This is a genomic window from Paraglaciecola sp. G1-13 (assembly GCF_055809255.1).
Genome location: NZ_CM147903.1, coordinates 3,779,957 through 3,800,704, shown reverse-complemented (window position 1 = coordinate 3,800,704; position 20,748 = coordinate 3,779,957). Strand labels below are relative to the sequence as shown.

At 41.1% G+C, this 20,748-nt stretch carries 15 protein-coding genes and 1 pseudogene; 3 read left to right on the top strand and 13 right to left on the bottom strand.

From position 1 onward, the window contains the following. Position 1 precedes the first annotated feature (1 nt). The 3 genes from AC0L6N_RS16105 to AC0L6N_RS16095 form a co-directional block, all read right to left on the bottom strand. Positions 2–2,005 carry an AAA family ATPase gene (locus AC0L6N_RS16105; protein WP_473475953.1) on the bottom strand — a complete coding sequence of 668 codons (2,004 nt, stop codon included), beginning with the start codon at positions 2,003–2,005 and terminating at the stop codon, positions 2–4. Continuing rightward, positions 2,002–2,919, bottom strand: coding sequence for a tyrosine-type recombinase/integrase (locus AC0L6N_RS16100; protein WP_473475951.1), 918 nt, complete (start codon positions 2,917–2,919; stop codon positions 2,002–2,004). The genes AC0L6N_RS16105 and AC0L6N_RS16100 overlap by 4 nt, the downstream gene beginning before the upstream one ends. 133 nt (positions 2,920–3,052) lie before the next feature. After that, positions 3,053–3,673 carry a hypothetical protein gene (locus AC0L6N_RS16095; RefSeq protein ID WP_473475948.1) on the bottom strand — a complete coding sequence of 207 codons (621 nt, stop codon included), beginning with the start codon at positions 3,671–3,673 and terminating at the stop codon, positions 3,053–3,055. 307 nt (positions 3,674–3,980) lie between these two features. On the opposite strand from AC0L6N_RS16095, the gene AC0L6N_RS16090 reads away from it, so the two are divergent. Next, entirely contained in the window at positions 3,981–6,026 is a 2,046-nt protein-coding gene (locus tag AC0L6N_RS16090; RefSeq protein WP_473475945.1) for a DUF3987 domain-containing protein, read from the top strand. Positions 6,027–6,207: 181 nt separating this feature from the next. After that, on the top strand, positions 6,208–8,880 hold the full coding sequence (locus AC0L6N_RS16085) for a UvrD-helicase domain-containing protein (protein ID WP_473475943.1): 2,673 nt from the start codon (positions 6,208–6,210) through the stop codon (positions 8,878–8,880). 151 nt (positions 8,881–9,031) lie between these two features. On the opposite strand, the gene AC0L6N_RS16080 is transcribed toward AC0L6N_RS16085, so the two are convergent. The 9 genes from AC0L6N_RS16080 to AC0L6N_RS16040 all read right to left on the bottom strand — a co-directional run bounded on the left by AC0L6N_RS16080 (position 9,032) and on the right by AC0L6N_RS16040 (position 19,584). Further along, positions 9,032–9,913 (bottom strand): hypothetical protein, encoded by an 882-nt coding sequence (locus tag AC0L6N_RS16080; RefSeq protein WP_473475941.1) that lies wholly within the window; start codon positions 9,911–9,913, stop codon positions 9,032–9,034. A 637-nt stretch (positions 9,914–10,550) separates the two neighbouring features. Further along, the gene (locus tag AC0L6N_RS16075; protein ID WP_473475940.1) at positions 10,551–11,099 is read right to left on the bottom strand and encodes a hypothetical protein; all 549 of its coding nucleotides are present in this window, start codon (positions 11,097–11,099) and stop codon (positions 10,551–10,553) included. A gap of 637 nt (positions 11,100–11,736) precedes the next feature. Beyond that, a complete protein-coding gene (locus AC0L6N_RS16070; RefSeq protein WP_473475938.1) occupies positions 11,737–14,850 on the bottom strand; it encodes an efflux RND transporter permease subunit in 3,114 nt (1,037 codons plus the stop codon). Positions 14,851–14,903: 53 nt separating this feature from the next. After that, positions 14,904–15,842, bottom strand: a complete 939-nt coding sequence (locus AC0L6N_RS16065) for an efflux RND transporter periplasmic adaptor subunit (RefSeq protein WP_160178861.1) — start codon at positions 15,840–15,842, stop codon at positions 14,904–14,906. Beyond that, positions 15,839–17,107, bottom strand: a complete 1,269-nt coding sequence (locus AC0L6N_RS16060) for a TolC family protein (RefSeq protein WP_473481359.1) — start codon at positions 17,105–17,107, stop codon at positions 15,839–15,841. The genes AC0L6N_RS16065 and AC0L6N_RS16060 overlap by 4 nt, the downstream gene beginning before the upstream one ends. A 125-nt stretch (positions 17,108–17,232) precedes the next feature. After that, entirely contained in the window at positions 17,233–17,628 is a 396-nt protein-coding gene (locus tag AC0L6N_RS16055) for a hypothetical protein (RefSeq protein WP_083879594.1), read from the bottom strand. Positions 17,629–17,715: 87 nt separating this feature from the next. Then, the gene (locus tag AC0L6N_RS16050; RefSeq protein WP_160178863.1) at positions 17,716–18,600 is read right to left on the bottom strand and encodes a cation diffusion facilitator family transporter; all 885 of its coding nucleotides are present in this window, start codon (positions 18,598–18,600) and stop codon (positions 17,716–17,718) included. Continuing rightward, on the bottom strand, positions 18,593–18,952 hold the full coding sequence (locus AC0L6N_RS16045) for a DUF3703 domain-containing protein (RefSeq protein WP_160178864.1): 360 nt from the start codon (positions 18,950–18,952) through the stop codon (positions 18,593–18,595). Before AC0L6N_RS16045 ends, AC0L6N_RS16050 begins: the two co-directional genes overlap by 8 nt. Next, complete coding sequence (locus tag AC0L6N_RS16040) at positions 18,949–19,584, bottom strand: cation efflux transmembrane domain-containing protein (RefSeq protein WP_473475935.1); 636 nt, start codon at positions 19,582–19,584, stop codon at positions 18,949–18,951. Before AC0L6N_RS16040 ends, AC0L6N_RS16045 begins: the two co-directional genes overlap by 4 nt. A gap of 81 nt (positions 19,585–19,665) precedes the next feature. Between AC0L6N_RS16040 and AC0L6N_RS16035 the strand changes: the two genes are divergently transcribed. Further along, positions 19,666–20,055 (top strand): Cd(II)/Pb(II)-responsive transcriptional regulator, encoded by a 390-nt coding sequence (locus AC0L6N_RS16035; RefSeq protein WP_011574834.1) that lies wholly within the window; start codon positions 19,666–19,668, stop codon positions 20,053–20,055. A gap of 411 nt (positions 20,056–20,466) precedes the next feature. On the opposite strand, the pseudogene AC0L6N_RS16030 reads toward AC0L6N_RS16035, so the two are convergent. Continuing rightward, positions 20,467–20,676 (bottom strand): annotated as a pseudogene (locus AC0L6N_RS16030) (transposase); the annotation flags it as partial. Between the last annotated feature and the right edge of the window lie 72 nt (positions 20,677–20,748).

Here is a 20,748-nt window from a genome sequence, read left to right as displayed (position 1 = left end):
GTTAGTGTGGTTTCGAAACGAAACCGATAGGGTGGTTGGGTTGCTTGTGACGGTTCTCTTCGATTAACAAAGCCAATGCCTGTTGACGAAAATCACCATCGGGTTGAAACCGCATACGACGCGCAACGATTGCGAAGTCCCCTGCGGTTAATTGGGTCAGAATAGATAGTTGCTGTTGTTCGAACTGGGTTAACTGCTCAAGTGACAGCACACGCTTGAATAAAGTGATGCGCTGCTCGTGTGTTAGGCATAGAGTCTCTAGTTTGAAATCAAAGCGCCGTAGTACCGCCTTATCCAATAGCGTTGCGTGATTGGTTGCAGCGAACACGGGCTGCTCGAAGCACTCAATTTGTGTTAATAGCTCATTAATAAGCTGTATGTTGTGTTGCTCAGTCACGCGCTCACGTGATACCAAAATGCTATCTACTTCATCCAGTAATAACGCGTTGCCGTGCTGCTGTGCGTCATGAAATATATTGGCTATGTTAGTTTCACTTTCCCCAATATATTTGCTTAAAATGTCAGAGCAGCGCACTGACACAAGCTCTAAGTCATATAGCTGTGACAAGTAATGTGCGTACGCTGTTTTACCTGTACCAGGCTCACCAGATAGCAGTATGCGAACAGGTGCATGGTTCGTAAGAGCTGCGCCAATTTGTTTGACCGTCTCTTTACCCTGCTTGATGTTTAACAGGCTCACATCAAACGGCATTTCAGATTGATAACGGAGCGGGGCGTCTAATAGCGATGCTGCCTTAAGGGTGTCTTGAATAACACCTGACACGACGAGCTCTGCAGATTGCCCCGTGCGCCCCATCGTTTTAGCTACATGGGCAGCATTGCCAATATGTGAGGGGGTAATGTTAGACGTGGTGAGCAAGTTATCGATATAGGGTTGTTTCAGGCGCAATCCTTTAAACGCCTGCTTCGCTAACGGCTGAATGTATTTCCCTTCGATGGCACCAACTTCTTGCACAATTTTGAATCGCCTGATAAAGCTAGATTCAAGGCACATCACATGGTTGGTTATCCAAATGCACGGCACGGGGTTACTTTCCATTAAGCGGTGCAGGGTATCCTTTGCGAAGTACTGGTCGCTGTCCAAAAAAATGGACTCACACTCATCGACTACAAACATCGAAGTGGGGTGGTTAGCTAACATTCCTTGCATAGAAGACAGGTACTGTAAACGTAGTCTGCTATTACCTTCCTCGTCGTATCGCTCCTCTATCTGTTTATTGTTGGTGTTCGTAGTTCTGGTTTCATACAAGGACATAGATAACGCGTGGGCGAGGGTTCTAGCTAGCTCAGTTTTACCTGTTCCTGCATCGCCGTAGATAAGAATGTTAACGCCGCTTACGCGCTGTTTAATCGCTTCGCGCAGGTAATCATGTAACGTTTCTATGTCTAAATGCGAGAAGTCCTTTAGTGTAAATGTGGCTGATGGGCTTTCCTTCAATAATCTGTCTAAATAGGCCTCTATGGTTTTAAGCTTAGTTCGCGTAAGTAGACGAACCTGCTCTTCTGATAGCGCTATGTCCCCTGTGTCGATTAAAGAGGGGGATTGTATGAAGCCTCTATTGGTCAATAATCTAAGATATGAAAAGCAAACATCTTCTTCGATACCAAATAGCGTTAACAACGAACGATGAATATCGTCTGTTAGCTCGCATAGATGAAGCTCATCAACTAAGTTCCGTAATGCACTGGATGCGCCTAGTGTGATGAGGTACTCAATGACTTTTACTCCATTTAAAGGCACCTGATAGATGCCACATAGTAAACGTGCATTATGCGAAATGGTTTCGTTTACGCTTGTTTGCGCCACCTTAGCCAATTCGATGCGTGTCTGTGCAAGTGACAACGGCTTCTTATTGGGCGCGGTTGCATCCGTTAATTCCGCCAGAACGTCGGTGTCCAAGTGTTTAAACTGTCGTTCGGTTAAGCCATGCGTCAGCAGAGCATTTACATAAGTGGCTGCAAGGGCGCCGTTGATACCTTTCATGACTCTGCCTCATTCGTTGCGTGATAACTCAGGGCAGATGCCGCTTGTTGCATGATCTTGTTGTCTCGCTTGTCATATACAACCGTCGTGCTGATATCTTCGTGTCCCGCCATGAGACGCACCGTATTCAAATCGATGTTTTGCTCAAGTAAGCGAGTAATATAGGTGCGGCGCAAATCATGGGGCGATACATTACCTAATCCCACATGCTTCGCGGTATTACGTACTAACAAGTAAACACTTTCGGTGGTGATATCACGCGTTAGGTTGATGCGGTTAGACTTGTTAACAGGGTTAAACAGATAACCTGCATCATGTCCACGCAGCATAAGCCATGTATGGACATGCTCGATGCACCATTTAGGAAGAAATGCAGTGCGGCGTTTGTTGCCTTTGCCTTTTTGTACGACCAAATGGCTTTCGTTTAAGGCTAGGTCATTGAGCTTGAGCGAGACCAATTCACTGCGACGAAGGCCTGCGCCAAGTAACAAGGCAAAAATCGCCTGATTACGTATATCGATGATACTGGCGCATTCAGCAAGGTGGCTGAAGAGCACACTTACTTGCGTTGCATTTAAAGGGTTACCCTGATGTTGTGAGGTCTTTTCTAGCTTGATGGCACTGAGCTGTATGAGCTGGTTCTCAGGCACTAAGCCCATGATAACGCCGACTTTCACGACATTACGTATGGCTGACATAGCACGATTAACTGACTTTGCAGATGAGCCGTGCTGAATAAGTTCTACTTTGATTTGGCATGCAGTTTGATAATCAACTTGGTGAAACATCTCGTCGCGTTTATCCGGCGGCCATTCCATTATCTCAGCAACTTTGTATAACTGTGATTTGATTGAGCGCCGACTGTTAGGCGCAAGTCTCCCTAAATACAGGGCGAGTGGACTCGCTGTAGTCATATGAACTCCAGTTTTGATGTGTAATTTGATTGGTTTTTCGTGAAAGAGGCGTGCTAGCAGTAACTGCTATGTATATGCTAGCAAGCCTTTTGGGGGAGGAATAGAGCTGTTTTTGACCTAGTTAATAAGCTATTTAATCGAGTCTATGCCATCTATTCATCATGTCTATTCGGTCAAAGTGATGATTAATTCGAATATGAACTAGCTTTGAATTTGCGGATAATAGAAGTTCTTTTTCTTTATAGTTAAACCCTACTCGGTAAACATCTAGGTTTTCAGTGCACACTTCTGTGCATGTGATGTATGCAAAACTATGCAGTCTATTGAGTATCTCTATTAGTTGAACAGGTGCCATATTCATTTTTTTATCATTTGCTTTGTCAAGTAAGCTTTGTTTTTCTGCAACAACATATTGTATATCTACATCGGTCATTGAACGAAAATTGATGTGCCCATCCTCACCAACACTGTTCATATGGAAGCGCTCTGAGACTACAAATACTGGATCATTAAAATCCATTTCTAGCAGTTCAAATAGTAGCCAACCAATTCGAACTTCATTAATAGATATGAAGGGGTTCCATAAAAGGTTTGACCAATAAAGGTCGGTGTTATTTTTCGGTGCTTTTATTTGATTAAGCCCAACAACAACATCCACGTCACAATCAACGTTAGAATGCTTATCAAGAAGTATCCGCTTTGTATTATCTGCTACTAATCTGATCACCGCTGCATCCGATCCTAATTTGGCCATCCTCAATACTCCGTAATTTACAATGTTTTCGAAATCAGCCTCAAAAAAATTAAGACTATGATATATAAGCGCTTTTCGTAACGGGAAAGTTGTTTTTTATCTAAACGTTTTACATTATTCAAAATTAACACTCAAAGCACTCGTTTTTTATCCGTGAATCAAAATAAGTGTATGATATATAAGGTTTTATTGTTTTTTCATGCGAAGCGTTAAAAAACGGTTTTTCTATTGAGTACTGGTTAAAAAATTCTCTTTATATTGGTTATGTTCTTCGGCACAAACCCTAACAATAATTAAAGAGAAAAACATGTATACCAAACAAAATGTTCTAAATGTAGTTATCGATAATGTAGAAAAAATTTGTTCCAGTTTTCAGGGAGCTTCAATAACTTTGATCGCTAGAAAAAATGGAGTCGTGAAGCGCTCAGGGGACTTGAGTGTCTCACCAAAAGAAGCGGCTAAGAAAGCCGTCTTTTATTTTAAAAAGGGATACTCAATAGATGTCGAGGTTGAGTCAAGAAGAGAAGACGATGTTTTCATAGCAGGTCAATTCTCTAAACTTACGACCAGTCCTAGGAGTATTAAATCAGGAACTATTCCAAGCTTAGTAATTAAAATGTCTCAAAGTTACTTCGTCGTTTGGACAGTAGATGTTGAGAACAACGCCACTAATAAAAAATGGCTTTCAGGGCTTGATACGATGCCAGAAAGTAACCTCAGTAGCATTGGAAGTAAAATCACGTTTCCAATGCTGGATGAAAATAGTCCTCTTTCAAAAATTTGTTACAGTAATGAAACCGTAACAAATATATATAGTTTTATTAATTTGCAAGGTCTAAATGTTTGGCTTAACCCGAAAGCCATCCGTGAATCATACGCCAGTGCAAAGTTCCCAATTGAAGCGTTACCTAGCTTCTTTAAGAAGATCACATTAGATTTAACCAGGCATTTTGAGTGTCCAATTGACTATGTCATTGCTCCTCTACTCTGTATTACAGGAGGTCTTATTGGTCACAAGTTACATGTTCATCATATCGGCAATAACGATTTCATCATACCGCCAAATCTTTGGGGAATGGGTATTGGTGAGTCTGGGACTGGTAAAAGTCCAGTTTTTGATTGCATTCGAAATGTTATTACTCCTTTAACTGATAGAGCTGAAGGGAAGTTTAAGACTGATGTTCAGTTGGATAAAGCGAAAAAAATTGTTAAGAAGGAACTTGATTCGATTGAGATAAAAGGGATTAGAGAACAGCTTAGAATGGCTAATGAAATATCTGATGAGGATGGGCGAGAACGAGAAATTGAGCGCATAACTAAAGGTCTATCGGAAAGCTTTGATATAGAATGCAAACCCGTACTAAAGCGACTTTTTACAAACAAAGCCACATATGCTGCGTTACATAAAATGTTATCCGAGAATCCTGACGGAATAATTTTGCTTTTGGATGAACTTAATAGTTTGCTTAAATTGTTAGCTCGACCAGCAAACGCGGAATATCGCGCTTTCAGTTTGGAATGTTTTAACGGCTTTGGGCAGTACGATAATGATAGAATGCACAATAGTACAACAGCTAAAAATATGTTGCTGTCTATATACGGTACAATCCAGCCTTCAGTGCTGCTTCCATATCAAAGAGCAACGCTTGAGGGAACATCACAAGATGATGGCTATCTAAACCGGTTTCAAATAATCGTAAATCCTCGTCCGATCAAGAGGTCTGGTATCGTACAGGAGCCACTAGACCCAAAATTGCAGAGCGACCTCAAGGCATTCTTCGAATTAGCCGGATTCGATAATTTTGGGTTCGATGAAACTGTCGAGCTTAAGCAAAGAGCAGTTCCATTTTCTAATGGTGCTGAGGAAATTTTTCTTTCTTGGTGGAAAGATATTACTAAGTCATGCGAGGATAAATCGCTTCCAGAGCCATTAAGACGTTACCTACGTAAGTATCAAACGTTTTTACCAAAGTTAGCTCTTATTCTTCAGGTTGTTTCATCATTTGATTCAACTAAGGAAGAACTCAAAACTACTACTCAGGTCGGTAAAGCTGCCACATTATCAGCTGTCAAATTGGCTCGGTACTTTGAATCTCATGCCAGATACTTGTTTGCTCCGAATAGAAATATCGTTGCAGAAGATGCCGAAATAATTATGACGAGATTGGACAGGTTAGGCGCGGAGTTTACGGTTCGAGATATAATGCAAAAGAACTGGAAGAACTTACCACGTAAAAACGAAACTACAAAAGTCAAAGTTATCAATGCTTTGGAGTTTCTTGAGAAACTGCATGTTGTTAGGCGCGTAGTAGGAAGCCTTAGAAAGTGGGAGCAAAATCCCAAACTAAATTAGTTAGAGGTAAATCGGTTGTTCTTATTTGGTTCAGCCGAGATTTTTAATGATTTTACATTCATTTTTACTTTTAACACTCAATACACTCAATTTTTATATACGCGAAATAGAATTTCACTATAAGCCTCGAAAATCATAAAAACTGAGTGTGATTGTATTTATGTTTCTGAGGTGTCTAACTATGAAAAAACGATCAAAAAGTGAATATTCACAAATTTGTGATAATACATGGAATAACAAATTTAATGCTGATAATTACTCTTTTATTAACAAGAAATTAAATAGTAAGTTCATAGACTATTTTTATAACGTAAAAGATTTTCATTACAAACAAAAACCTCGGGCTCTGATAAATACATTGTCGAGTAAAAAAGTACAGGTTTATCAGTCAGAGATGCTTCGAAATTATCTGACAGAGCCAGGTAAATACTTAATACCAGACTGCGATCATTTAAGCTTCTTTGTCGATTGCAATAAATCTAAAACGGTCGAGGCTATCCAAGCTAAATCAGGTGGTTTCGAGCATTTCAGGACAAAAGCTCTAGCATCAATTTTAAGTATTAATTATTCAAAACATGTAGGTGAGGTGAACAAGGGTCTGATTAACGGTGAGTACCAATATACTGGTGTATATACGATCCACTTGTTTTCAGATAATAGAAAATTCTTTAAACTTTATATTGCCAATAATGAAAATAAAAGTATACGACTAGATTTTATTCCAAGTAGATTTAGCGACATTGAGTTAAACATCTTTTTTGGGCATTTATGTTCTGTGCTATCTCGCTCTTCCTATAAGCAGTTAGCAGCAAAAGCACGTTACAGACGTGTAGATATAGCTTTCAATATGCCTGGAGTATTTCAACCTGCAGTGTTCTTTCATCACCAATTACACAGCCAGCTTTCTAGTGGTGAATGTTGGCCACCAAAGATGCTTGCAGAGACGACGTATCTGGGTAATAAAGACACTAGTGACCACTATATTGTTTATGACAAAATCTTAAAAGAAGCGAGTTCTCATTGTAAAAATAATGTACTTGCCATGGATGAGAGAAAGTCATTGATCGGTCAACTTGCTGCAGTGACAAGGGTTGAGCGAAGACATTTTGTTAAACGTGCAAAGAAACCGGCAGTGGCACTCGATAGACTTCCAAACATAGTAACGAAGCTTGATAAATTGTTCTTTTTCGATCCGATATTTTTATGCGAGTTGTCCAAAGAAAATCTGAAGGCTCTACTCAATGATAAAAGCGAGAATTACACAAAACCCACTAAGAATTTTTTCGCTTTAAATCAGTTATATAAAAAGTATGGTAATGAATGTGTTATTCAACTTAACGATAAGGAATACGAGCCTTTGCAACGTGAGATGCTCGGAAAATTGCTCAATATAATCGTTAAACCAAAGCAAGTGGAGGCAAATGCACTTAGACGAATTGTTCAAGACCATAATTTTGACCACGGCCAACAGGTGAATGAGCTGCCAATCAAAAGCTATACTCGCGAGTGCATGGCTTATCTCTCTATGTCTACTCATACCTTTGTCGAGGCAGGTGCAGGTACCGGCAAAACAAGTCAAATAGTTAAACGTATCGAAGAAATTACTTTAAACCGTAATGTACAAGGCTCACAAATAACCGTATTGGCTTATACGAATCAAGCAGTTAATGAGATGGAAAGTCGGATTAGTCATTTAAATGATAATGAAATAACTATTTCAACCTTTACGGCATGGTGTGGTTCGGTCTTGAAGCGATTTAAATCGAAAGAATATGCAGACTACCGATATTCCTACCAAGATGGTGGTTCAGTAAACAACAGTAATACGATCAATATATTAGATAATATCATTAGCGGTTGCGGTTACTCAGTAGAATCAGAAGTAGTATTGAAGGCTTTAACTTTATCTATAAACAAAAAAATCAAAGTAAGCACAGCTATCTCGAAAGCAACGTCAGATGTGCACTGCGATGAGATCAAAAATGTCATTAAAAAGTATCATAGGTATAAGACGGAACACAAAATATGGGATTTCGAGGATGTTCTTTTTCAATTTAATAAAGCTCTAAAAGATAGGAAGTTTGCTCGGCGCGTAACAAAGAGAAATAAGCACATTTTGATGGATGAGATGCAAGATGCGAATAAATTACAGTGGTCTATTCTCGAACGTTTGGCAAATGCGGGTTCGCACCTTTTTGTCGTTGGTGATACTACTCAAGCTATTTTTCGTTTCCGGGGTGCTGATCCTGACTTGATTCACTCAGTTAAGACACGTCTCGACGATACGCGAACATATCACGCGAAAACTAATTATCGTTCATCAGCAAGCTTACTGGCTTTAACAAATGTCGCGAGACGTCTCGCAGCACCTAACTCTAAGCTTCTTTACACTAATAATGCCGAAGTTGGCGACAAACCAATATTGCTCAATGCCGGAGATCAGAAAGACTTACTTATTAAATTTAAATCAGCTATACGTTTACTGAACCAAAAAGGCTTTAGCAATAATTCAATCCTGGTTATAAGCAGAACCAATAAACTAAGTGATATCTTCGGAAACTGTAGCGAGCTAAATAGGAATGAGGTGATGCCTAAATTATCTACAATGCATAAAGCAAAAGGTATAGAATCTGATGCATGCATTGTGATAGATCCAAGATTTCATAATAGACCTATTGATACACAACAGGACTATTTGAATTTAATGTATGTTGCTCTAACGAGAGCGAAGCAATGCTTAATCATTATTCGTAAATCAGGAGCTTCAAGTTTATATAAGTATGGCAATGCGGACGATATAAATGTGCTTGATATTCTGGCTAACATTGAACATCTTTTCTTAGATGAAAGTTAACTTTTCTGTTTTAGATAGCCCAAAATACCCTTAATCTTCATTAGTATGAGTGACTTTTGATGTAATATTGGGCTCAGTTTTTGTTAACATGTAATAACGAACATACCATTTTTAGTGCACCCAAATGTTCTTGTTCAACATTCAAGAGAAACTATAAAGCTCCCAATGAGCACTTTGGAACTTCATTTGCGTGTGCAGTTGAAATAAAGGAATGAGTAAAAAAACCTCTTATTGTCCTAGCTAGCCTTGATATTGACGGCTCAACCAAACTACTTACTTTTTCATTTAACTCGTCAATTGACACCTCATCATTTTCTATAGCAGCTCTAAGGGACACAATAATATTAGAAATTTCTCGGGGTGTGTATCCGTCTAAGCCCATTACGACAACATCATTACTTGAATAATTGGAGTCTGAGTCAGGTGTATCTAAAATTCCTCTCGACTTAATTACTGGGAATGTTGTACCGATGATTGCAATCTTTTCAGTGAGCAAATCATCTCCAACAATATTTCTGAGTAAACGACTAATGTATCTAGCAGTATCAATACTATAACTCTTTTGTAGAAACTCGACTTTATTGGTTGGAAGGTTTAGCTTCTCTGACGTTTCATCATTATGTATGTTAGCGACAATACTATTTATTGGAGCATAAAATGGGATTGTAGAAATGTTCTTATAAATGTCACTATTGTCTTCTCGTCGACGATTAAAATTACATAAATAGGCTCTTAATGTGGCCTCTATATCATTTGTGTTTGAAATGGGGTCATTGATAATAAGGTACAAATAGAAATCAGCTTCACTTTCTTCTTGTATTAAATAATCCCGACTTATAACGTACATTTTTGACAATTTAGTGCCAAATGCATAAGCATCCCCAAGATTACTATAAGGCATATACCTGATATTGATAACACCATCTCTAGCAAAAGGTGTTTTCTTCATTGAACGGTCTGTTGATACGCATCCAGACAGTAAAATTAACATTAGACAGTAGTAAGGAATTCTATGGTTAATCATTGGATTCATTCCTTGCCGTTCCTTTGCGAGTTCGTAGCTTAAACATTAACAAGTGTCCGAAATAAACGATTATAAAAAGTGATAAAACCAGCTCGGTTCCAATAGAAGGTCCAGGTGTAGAAACCCAGTACCAAACACTTGATAGTATGACGGTACAACAAGAAGCAGATATGACGTACCGTAGAGGCAGAATTGGCAAATATTGTGGTAGCTCCATATCAATTCCATTTTTATGATTCCAATTTTAAATTAGCTGAAATTGAAAAAAACACAATATATCCTCCTTAATGATCACGATTTTCAGTGAGCGCAACTATCTTGAGTCGTACCGAAGTGCAATTTTCTATAAATTTGAGCCTATTCAGAGGGAATGAACTTGATTAACTAACATATTAATGTGCGTTAATGTCTAAATTGACAGGGTAATTAAGTCAAGACCGAGTGTCCGCAACGGGCGTTAGTCGTCCTTAGCAAGCTAGAAAGCAATGTCCGAAAATGGCACTTTTCAGCCCTTAAGCTTCAATGACTCCATCAGACAAAAACCGGAAGTTCAAAGGTATTTTATTTGACTTAGGTTTTATTATATTTTCTAAACGCGAGGGTTTCTATCCATCAACACTAAACCATCATTCACTCTCAGAACATTTTAACTCACAGCCGTTCTACCGTTCTTGAAGCGCAGAAATAGAGGTTTAATGCACTTGTGTGACAACAACGAGATTGGGGCGAACATCAATACACCGACAAATGGGATAGCAGGACCAAACACAAAGGTTGAGCCGATAACATGCCCAAGAATGCATTCCATTCTGTAAAGCGGTACAAATAAAGCTGAAACTAAAACGCCCAGAGCCAAATACATTGTTACGCTTGGAAAGCCATTTACAAAGACAATTGATTGAACTGTGCTTACCAGCAGCATGCCAAAGAAACCCAGTAATATTGACGGAGAAAGTGTTTTTGCATCTGACTTAGTTGATATTCTTTTTCGGATTACTGCAGCGGATAGCCACACCAGAAGTGGCAAAATCAGCAGTCCCCACCAATTAGACAATCCGGGAAGATCAGCACGCATGAAAAGGTGATGGGTAATTACTCCGCCGTTACAGTATTCCCATGTTAAGTGACACACTTCAAAAAGTATTACTGCCAGTAACAGGCCATTTCTTATTTTATTGAATTGCTTCTCTTCCATTTCATTTTACCCTAGATCGATCACAATATGCGTGTATCTTGCAACCGCCGTATCACAGATGAAAAGCAAGTAAAATCAATGGATTACAACTTAGGCTTATTCTGAGCGTAGTTTGTTTGCTCAGATATTAGTGTTATTAGCTAATTTTGCGTATTCAAGTAACACGTTCGCACAATCTAACCAGACTAAATGGCGAGGTTTGATATGTCCTAGACACTCTTGAGCATCTTTTCTGAATAAAAGGACTTCACTATGCGTCATGTACTTTGTCTCCTTGCAGCATAGTTATTGTTGAGCGGTTACGCTGATAACACTTTCTTGTTGAAGGGGCCGAAAAAGACAAGCAGGAGACGGTCAGGCTTGTGGCAATGGATTTTTTCCATGTGCCAATTGCAGCCGTTGAGAAGAAGTTCTCTGGAAGGCAGATGTGAACCTAAGCGGACAGGCGAGCGTTAAACCTGCGGAAGATGTTTTGTCATTCGCTGATCTTTATTCGACCTTGATTGAATTAGTGGCAATTGTAGCAGCCCGAACAATCAGTTCCTTAATGGTGAATACACTATCCAGTAATCATTTTCAGTTATTTTGAATTTCCTGACGAAGAGCACCGTATCTTCTTAAATACGGTGCTTAACAATCACACTTTGGTTGATTTCGAATGCATTACCCGATACAAAATAGGCAAAACGACCAATGTTAGAATGGTCGATGAGATGATCCCACCAATCACAACCGTCGCCAGCGGACGTTGCACTTCAGCGCCCGTCCCGACATTGAGTGCCATGGGAATAAAACCTAAACTTGCTACCAATGCAGTCATCAAAACCGGACGCAATCTTGTGATAGCTCCGTCAACGATTGAGTTAATTAAGTCACCTGTTTCTAGTACTCGCTGTTTAATAAATGACAACATCACTAAGCCGTTTAGTACCGCAATACCAGAGAGCGCAATAAACCCGACTCCGGCAGATATAGACAGTGGCATGTCACGCATCCAGAGCGCGAAGACACCTCCCGTTAAGGCTAAAGGCACGCCAGTGAAGATGATCAAGGCATCACGAAATGAGCCAAACACCACCACTAGTAACACAAGTATTAGAAAAAGCGTGGCAGGCACCACGATAGACAGTCGCTGACTGGCACTTTCAAGCTGCTCAAACGTGCCGCCATAATCCAGCCAGTAACCTGCGGGCAGTGCAACCTGTTCGGTTATTTTGATTTTTGCTTCGTCAACAAAACTCCCTAAGTCGCGTTCTCTGACATTGGCGGTAACCACGACTCTGCGCTTACCGTTTTCTCGACTGATTTGATTGGGAATAGACGAGTAACCCAGCGTAGCGACTTCTGATAACGGTACAAATTCCCCATCGGATGTAATAATAGGAGTGCTGCCAATGGTATCTAAATTGGTGCGAATACCTTCATCAAATCGCACAAGCAACTCGAATCGTCTATCTCCCTCAAAAATTAACCCTGCCGTGTTTCCACCGATGACTGACGCAAGCCACTCCTGCAAATCAGCCACATCCAATCCATAACGTGCCAATTCAACAGGTTTCGGATTTATGGTAAAGATAGGGATATCATCAACTTGTTCAAGCCTTGCATCCGCGACGCCATCGATTGATTGCAATACTGATAGAATTTCGTTGGCAGAGGCGACCAAAGCGGTTAAATCATCTCCAAAGACTTTAATGCCAAGATCAGCTCTTACCCCACTGATCAATTCGTTAAAACGCATTTGGATCGGTTGAGTGAACTCATAGTTGTTGCCAGTTACCGCTTGCAGATCTTGCTCAAGGGTTTCAACAAAATCCGCTTTTGACAGTGTTGGATCTGGCCACTGCGCACGTGGCTTAAGCATCACAAAAGTATCGGTCACATTGGGAGGCATTGCATCCGTAGCAACTTCCGCAGTGCCGGTTTTAGCAAATACGGTCAACACTTGTTCATATTCCATCAAGGTAGATTCAAGCGTCTTTTGCATGGCGACGGCTTGTTCTATACCAGTGCCAGGAATACGCATGGCGTGCAGCGCAATGTCACCTTCGTCAAGCTGGGGAACAAACTCAGAGCCTAGTCGCGTTGCCAGCCATAAGCTGCCTACTACTAGCACGACTGAGCCGACAAGCACTATCCAGCGCAATTTCAGTGCAATATGAATGATGGGGCGATAGGCGGATTTGGCTGCAACAATAATGAAGCTTTCTTTTTCACTGACTTTTCCGCCCATGAACATCGCGACTGCCGCTGGTACAATGGTAATGGAGAACAGCATCGCTGCTATCAGCGCCATAATGACCGTTGCCGCCATTGGCTGAAACATCTTGCCCTCAACGCCTGTCAATGAGAACAGGGGGATATACACCACAGTAATAATCAATACACCGAACAAGCTAGGACGAATGACTTCGTTGGTCGCTTGAAAAACCAGTTCTAGCCGCTCTTTTAGTGGCAAGACTCCACTTGTGCGCTTCTGAGATTCGGATAACCGCCTGATACAGTTCTCTACGATGATCACCGCACCATCGACAATTAATCCAAAATCCAATGCACCAAGGCTCATCAGATTGGCAGACACACCGGTATTAACCATCCCTGTGATGGTCGCCAACATCGCTAGCGGAATAACTGCCGCTGTGATAAATGCCGCACGAATATTGCCCAATAATATGAACAAAATAACGATGACTAATAGAGCGCCTTCGACTAAGTTCTTTTGAACAGTTTTGATCGCTTTATCTACTAGTTGGGTGCGGTCATAGACTGATTCAATCAGAATTCCGTCGGGTAAGCTCGATTGAATTTCCTTCACCTTTAGCGCAACGGATTGGGCAACAGCACGTGAGTTTTCGCCGACTAGCATCATTGCGGTACCTAAAACGGTCTCTTCACCTTCCTGTGTTGCAGCGCCTGTTCTCAGCTCTTTGCCAATAGCCACAGTACCAATATCCTTTACCGCAATGGGGATAGTATCGATACGCTTGATCACAACATTTTCGATATCACTTAGCGTCTGAAGCTGACCTTGCGAGCGTACTAATATTTGTTGTCCATTTCGTTCAACAAATCCAGCACCTTGATTCGCATTATTGCGCTCTAGTGCACGCTGGATATCACTTAAACTGACGTCGAAATTCAACATTTTGAGTGGTTCAGGATTCACATGATATTGCTTTACGTAACCACCAATGGCGTTTACTTCTGTGATCCCTTTCACAAGTGCAAGCTGGGGCTTAACAATCCAATCATGAATTTCCCTAAGAGCCATTGCGTCATATGGCTCACCATTTTTTTGCACGGCACTTTGATCAGCTCGTAAGGTATACATATAGATTTCGCCCAATCCCGTAGCGATAGGACCCATTTCTGGCTCTAAACCTTGAGGCAGCTGACTTTTAATCGCTCCAAGTCGAGCATTGATGAGGTTACGTGCAAAATACAGATCTGTACCTTCATCAAAAACGGCTGTAACTTGAGATAGTCCGTAGCGTGAAAGCGAGCGGGTGTAAGACAAGCCTGGCAATCCGGCTAGCGCAGTTTCAACCACAAAGGTGATCCGTTGCTCGGTTTCTAATGGAGAATACCCTGACGCCTGCGTGTTGATTTGTACTTGAACGTTAGTGATGTCGGGTACGGCATCAATAGGCAACTTTTGATAGCTTAATACTCCCATGCCAAACACTAAGAATATCAACATCAACATCAAACCACGTCGCTTTATGGATAACCGCAATATGGATTCAATCATGAGTTCGCCTCCCAAAATCAAAGACGACAACCCAAACAGATGGCATGGTGTGATTAATGCTCATGACCGGCCTCCGACTTCTCTAAATCAGCTTTAATTAAATAACTGTTCTGGCTGACAATCTCATCTTCAATACTTAGTCCTAACAGCACTTCGATATTAGTATTGTCTTGTTGACCAAGTTCCACGGGCACAGGATGATATTCCTCCCCTTTTTTGACAAACACCACTGAAGCCCCTTCAAATTCTTGAATAGCAGCTTTGGGTAACATCATGGCCACATCTAAAGTATTTGTAACGACCAGACCTTTGATAGCTGCACCAACAGGCCACCGACCTGACGTGTTGGTAATTTTTGCGTAAGCCAAGACGTAAGGCTTTTCATCGGGTGATGGTAAAATATGCTGAATAGTTGTGTTTAACTTTGCCTCTGACAAACTAAGCTGAACGGGATGCTGCTCTGCAATATCTGATAGCTGTTGAGGGAAGACTTTAAGCTGTGCCCACACATCCTCGTAGTTGGCGATTGAAAATAGCACTTGTCCATTAGACAATTCTCCTTCATTTGCATGTCTTGCTATCACGATGCCTGAAAACGGTGCGGTAACAGGGTAACTTTTCAAGCTCTCATTGGATTCGACGACTGCCAGTGTCTCGCCTTTTTTGACTTTGTAACCCAGATTTGCGTTGACCTTAGTCACCATACCGTCGAACCGGGCGCGGACATGACTTAAAGAAGCCGGGTCGGTCACCACATTTCCGTAAACGGTAGTGGTTATATTGAGTTGTCCTGCACTCACTTTTTGTGTCACCACACCCATTTTTTGCGCCATATTGTCAGATATATGCACAAATTCAGCGTTGCGGGTATCTTCATCCCTATGTTCGCTTTCAGAAGCGTATATTGGACTACTAGCAAGCACTGCAAATATACAGCAGGCTATGAAAATTAACGGGGTATTATGTTTCTTGATTACTGTTTTAATATTCATTTAATTTCGCTCGAAATAGAAGTTCGGTGTGCATTAAAAAGCGGCTGACCTGTGAGAGCTTCAATATCCGCCCCCCGCTGATGTGCTTGTTTGGCAGACTGAATTAAGGCTTGCTTGGCATTAAGTAGTTCTTGACGGGTACTGACCCACTCAAAATAACTAAAACGCCCATTGATATAGGCTTGTTCTACCAATTCCAGCGCTTGAACTAACGGCGGGATAATCGAGTCTTGTAGTGTCTGTACATTGAGCAGCGCATTATTTCTCGCTACTAGCGCCATATTTAGTTGATGGTAAAGGTTTTGGGTTGCAGACTGTTTTTGTTGTTCCAATTGCCCTTGAACAGCCCGTTGTTTTTCATACTCACCAATATTTCGATTTCCCGCAAACAACGGCATGCTGACACCTGCTACGAAAGCGGTATCATCAATCCCATTAATACGTCTTATTCCTGCTGTCCAGCTTAAATCTGATTGATTAGCTGCTTGAGTAAGGCGGACTTGAGATGCCTGCAATCTCGATTCTTTCGTATAGACCTCAAGATTGGGACTGTCCAATAGTGTGTTGAAAAGCGAGGTTAATGAAGGAGATGATTGCAGTGTAAATAAGTCACCCTCAACACCAGTAAAAGTAGGATTTTTTTCCCCCCACATAATAGCCAGACTTTTTATCATAGCTTGCTTAGTCTGCTGTGCCGTCACCACATCCAGTCTAGCTCTTGCCAGTGCAGCTTCAGCACGTTGCTGTTCAAATACTGGAGATGCTCCCGCATCCACACGCTTTGTGACCGCTTGGTAGGTATATCGGGCAAGAGTTTCTGTCTCTTGTTGCGCGTCAATTAGCGCTTGTTGCGCTAAGACATCGATGTAGCGACGTGTCACTTCAGCTAAAACATCCAAGGTTTGCACTTGTTTTTGTGCTTCGACTAAGGTGGATTGCGCCTTAGTAAACTCCTTACGTGAGTTGAGTTTATTGCCCAATTCAATGACCGACGACAATGTGAGAGTCATCTCGGTGTCCTTAGTTCCTGAGACATCTCCTGTACCTAAGAAGTTTTCTAGTTCAATACCGGCTGTAACCTCAGGTTTGAGAGACGCCGTTTTAATTTCCCCCTCAACTGCTTGTTGCCTATATGTGAACTCATGCAATTCTGGCGAATTAGTTAATGTACGCTGTATGGCGCTTTGCAACGTCATTTCTCGATTGGTGGTACTGTTTGTTTGTGCTACTACCACGGTGTGTGTTGTCAAAAGGACAATCATCATGGAAACCACCCAAGCGTGCACACGCACAGGACTACTCAATGAAAATTTCATCATTGTTTTATTCCTAAATTATCAAAAATATATATCGCCAAGTTGTTGGCGAACGGTGTTTGATTAGTTCAGGGTTATGCTTTAGGTGGGCGTAACAATTGTGTGACGGGTCCTTCTATTACTTTCGTTAAGTAATAGAAACCGTGATGGGTGGTAACAGAATCGAGTTCGATGCCATTGCTGTTTCCAAGCCAGTGAGCATGGGTTCCGTGACAATGACCACAGTGGTGGCAATCAGCGGGATTATGAGAAATATCTACGGTGATTTTATCAGCATTGGATTGTTCGTTAGATTGCTGTTGAACAAGCGTTTTCGCAGAAACAGTGTTATCTCCCGCCTGATGTTCGTGTATTTCGCTTAGATGTTGCGAGTCGATAGAATGAAAATCCAAGGAATTGGCGACAGCCGAAAACGACTGAAACAAAATCAGCGAAATCAACAGGTAACTCGCCACCCTTACACTAAACATATCTATCTTCTCTCATCATATCTATGTTAACAGCTTATCGAACTAAGACCAATCGACCAACCAAAACAAAGTATTTCAACCATTACATTACTTATCACGGCAATCTTCATTGGCAAATTCAATTTCAATGGTAGTGTGTACAAAGTCAAACTCACCAAGGTCGTGACGAAATTCGTCTTTGAGTGTTCTCAATTGAGAAATCGAAACATCTTGTTTCAACACCACATGTGCCGTCATGACGCTATGTTCACCGTCCAAAGACCAGATATGAAAATGATGTATATCCGCCACATCAGCGTTTGACATGAGCACTTTACGCACTTTCACCATCTGCGTCGTATCTGGCGTGCCTTGCAAGAATAACAATAAGGTTTCTTTTAGATTTCTGACGACATTGAATAAAATGAATAATGTAAAGCCAATAGATAAAATGGGATCCAAAATTGCCCATGGCTTGAACATCAGCACAATCGATACGATCAGCACTGCCACCCAACCCAATACATCTTCAAGTAAGTGCCAGTTTAAGATACGCTCGTTTAAGGAGTTCCCTTCGCTAAGTTTATACGCGGCAAAACCATTTACCGCGATACCAAATATCGAAAGCAATAGCATACCTTCCACTTGTGGCATTTCAGGTGCTGAAAGCCTAGGTATGGCCTCGAATAAAATCCATATTGAGCCTATAGTTAAAACAACTCCGTTGATCAAAGCGCCTAACAGCGAGAATCGTTTATAACCATATGAAAATGTGGTATTCGCGTCTTTATCGCTTAGCTTGTTCAATCCCCATGCAGTGCCAATAGATAAACTATCGCCCAAATCATGTACTGCGTCAGCCATTATGGCCGTGCTGTTTGTCAGCCATCCGCCTATAAATTCAATGATAGTGAATACGACATTCAAGAAAAATGCCCAGCCAATGCGTTTTGAAGCGCTGTTATCACTGTGACTGTGGTTATGATTATGCATGATTGATTTTGTCCAATATCGCTTGATTTTCAACACTTACCGGTAGTCGTTTGAATGGACTGATATTAGTGCCACCTGTGTTCCCTTTGGGTACAAGGCCGATAACGGTTTTAGTTGCAGCACCAATTATTCTTATTAATTGTCCCAAAACGGCTCTCCAATCTTTGTTTAGAAGACCATGTCGCAGCATTTTATAATGGATTAAACAATGAAAATAAGTAGAGTGCTGACCAATTACATGCGCATCCTCCAGCGCTGCAAATGCCTGCCTCTCATTATTGTTAGACATTGCATCTGAGTAATCTGTCAATTTGGAATCGATATGCGGCTTAACGGCTTTATTGTATGTCATAGTGAATCACCCACTTTACCTTTCTGTACTTCCTTATTAAGTACTTCCTGCTCGGCGTCTTTCAGGATCATCCACGCTCCGCGCAGCACGACTATTGACACTATACAGCCGATAACCAGATCCGGTACTCTGCTATCAAGCCATACCACTAGAACACCGGCGATGATGACACCCATGTTGGCAATGACATCGTTAGCTGAAAAAATCCAGCTGGCTCGCATATGTACTTCGTCGTTTTTATGATTACGAATAATCACCAAGCAAGCGACGTTTGCAATGAGTGCAATGAACCCCATTCCTATCATTAATGATGAGATAGGCTCACTGCCCAAGAATAATCTTCTGGTAATATCAATGAGAATGATCACGCCCAGCAACAGCTGAAAGTAACCACTGATTTGCGCAGCTTTGGCTTTGTAAAGTATAGATTGACCCACAGCATAAATACCTATGCCGTACACAATTGCATCTGCCAGCATGTCCAGCGAGTCTGCTATCAAAGCGGTGGAATCAGCCAAAATACCTATAGTTATCTCAATAAGAAACATCGTCGCATTGATGCCTAGGAGCCAATACAAAATGCGCTTTTGTGACGAATTCTTGATTTCTACTTCGCAACCGCAACCACTCATTGTTTAACTCTTATTCCAAATACCGTAGCCACAGTGTAAAGTCTATACCAAGTATAGAGTCAACAGCACAAAGGCATGTTTATGAAAATAGGTGAACTATCAAAAAAGAGTGGGTGTACTATCCAGACGATCCGCTTTTATGAAAAACAGGATTTGTTGGAAGCTTGCAATCGCAGTGACGGCAACTACAGAATTTACGACGCCTCATCGTTAAGGACATTGCAATTCATTAAACAGTGCCGTTCCTTAGGATTGACTATAATTGAAATTAAGCAGTTATTGGATACAAAAAATAATCCCGATAAAAGTTGTTCTAGTGTGAACAATTTGATCCACCAACATATGATTGACGTCACTCATCGCATTGCAGAGCTTGAGGAGCTAAAACTTACACTATCTGAGATGGCTTCGGCATGCACCGATAATAGAAAAGTTAAAGAATGTGGGGTATTGCAGTTACTTGAAGAGTGACACTTACATCAACAAGTCTTGTAGTTTTACGTTTGTCTATTTTCGTAACACAGCCGATCGTCATAAATGACAAATTGATGACCCTCAATTCGCTCGCAGCTGACAATAGACAATGAAAAGATGCATCCGCTACTTCGGACATAGTGGCCAGACGACCCAGATCGTTTGAATGTCCGTTGATCGCTCATTGACGTCAGTCAATTTTTCTAGTACCAACTTCCGTTTTACGTACACAACAGCCATTCAAACTTTCCAGCTTGAGCGGCTGCAAATGGCACATTTTAGTCAGTAAAATAACATGCAACTATATGTTTGAATTAGCCAATTTCAGTGCTAAAAACTGGCAGTAAACCAAAAAATAGAGCCAACTTTTGTTAATGGTTATTAACAAAAACAATTTCCTGAATTTTATAAGGACAAGTTGAATAAGCCTTTAACCACCAGCGCCGTTTCAATTGCTACATCAGAAAAGATAAAACCACGACCACGGCGATCATGATGTTCAGTACAACGCCAAGACTTGATAGCGTATTCATCAATCCTGAAGGTCAGCGAGCCTCGGTCAACTAAAGCTTTGTAATAATGTGACCAATTAGTGATTTTACGCCTGGATTTGTTCATTATGATGTTCGCCCAAAGTAAGATTGGGAGATCTGATCATTTAAAGCTAAGAAGGCTCATTCGATTTACGAA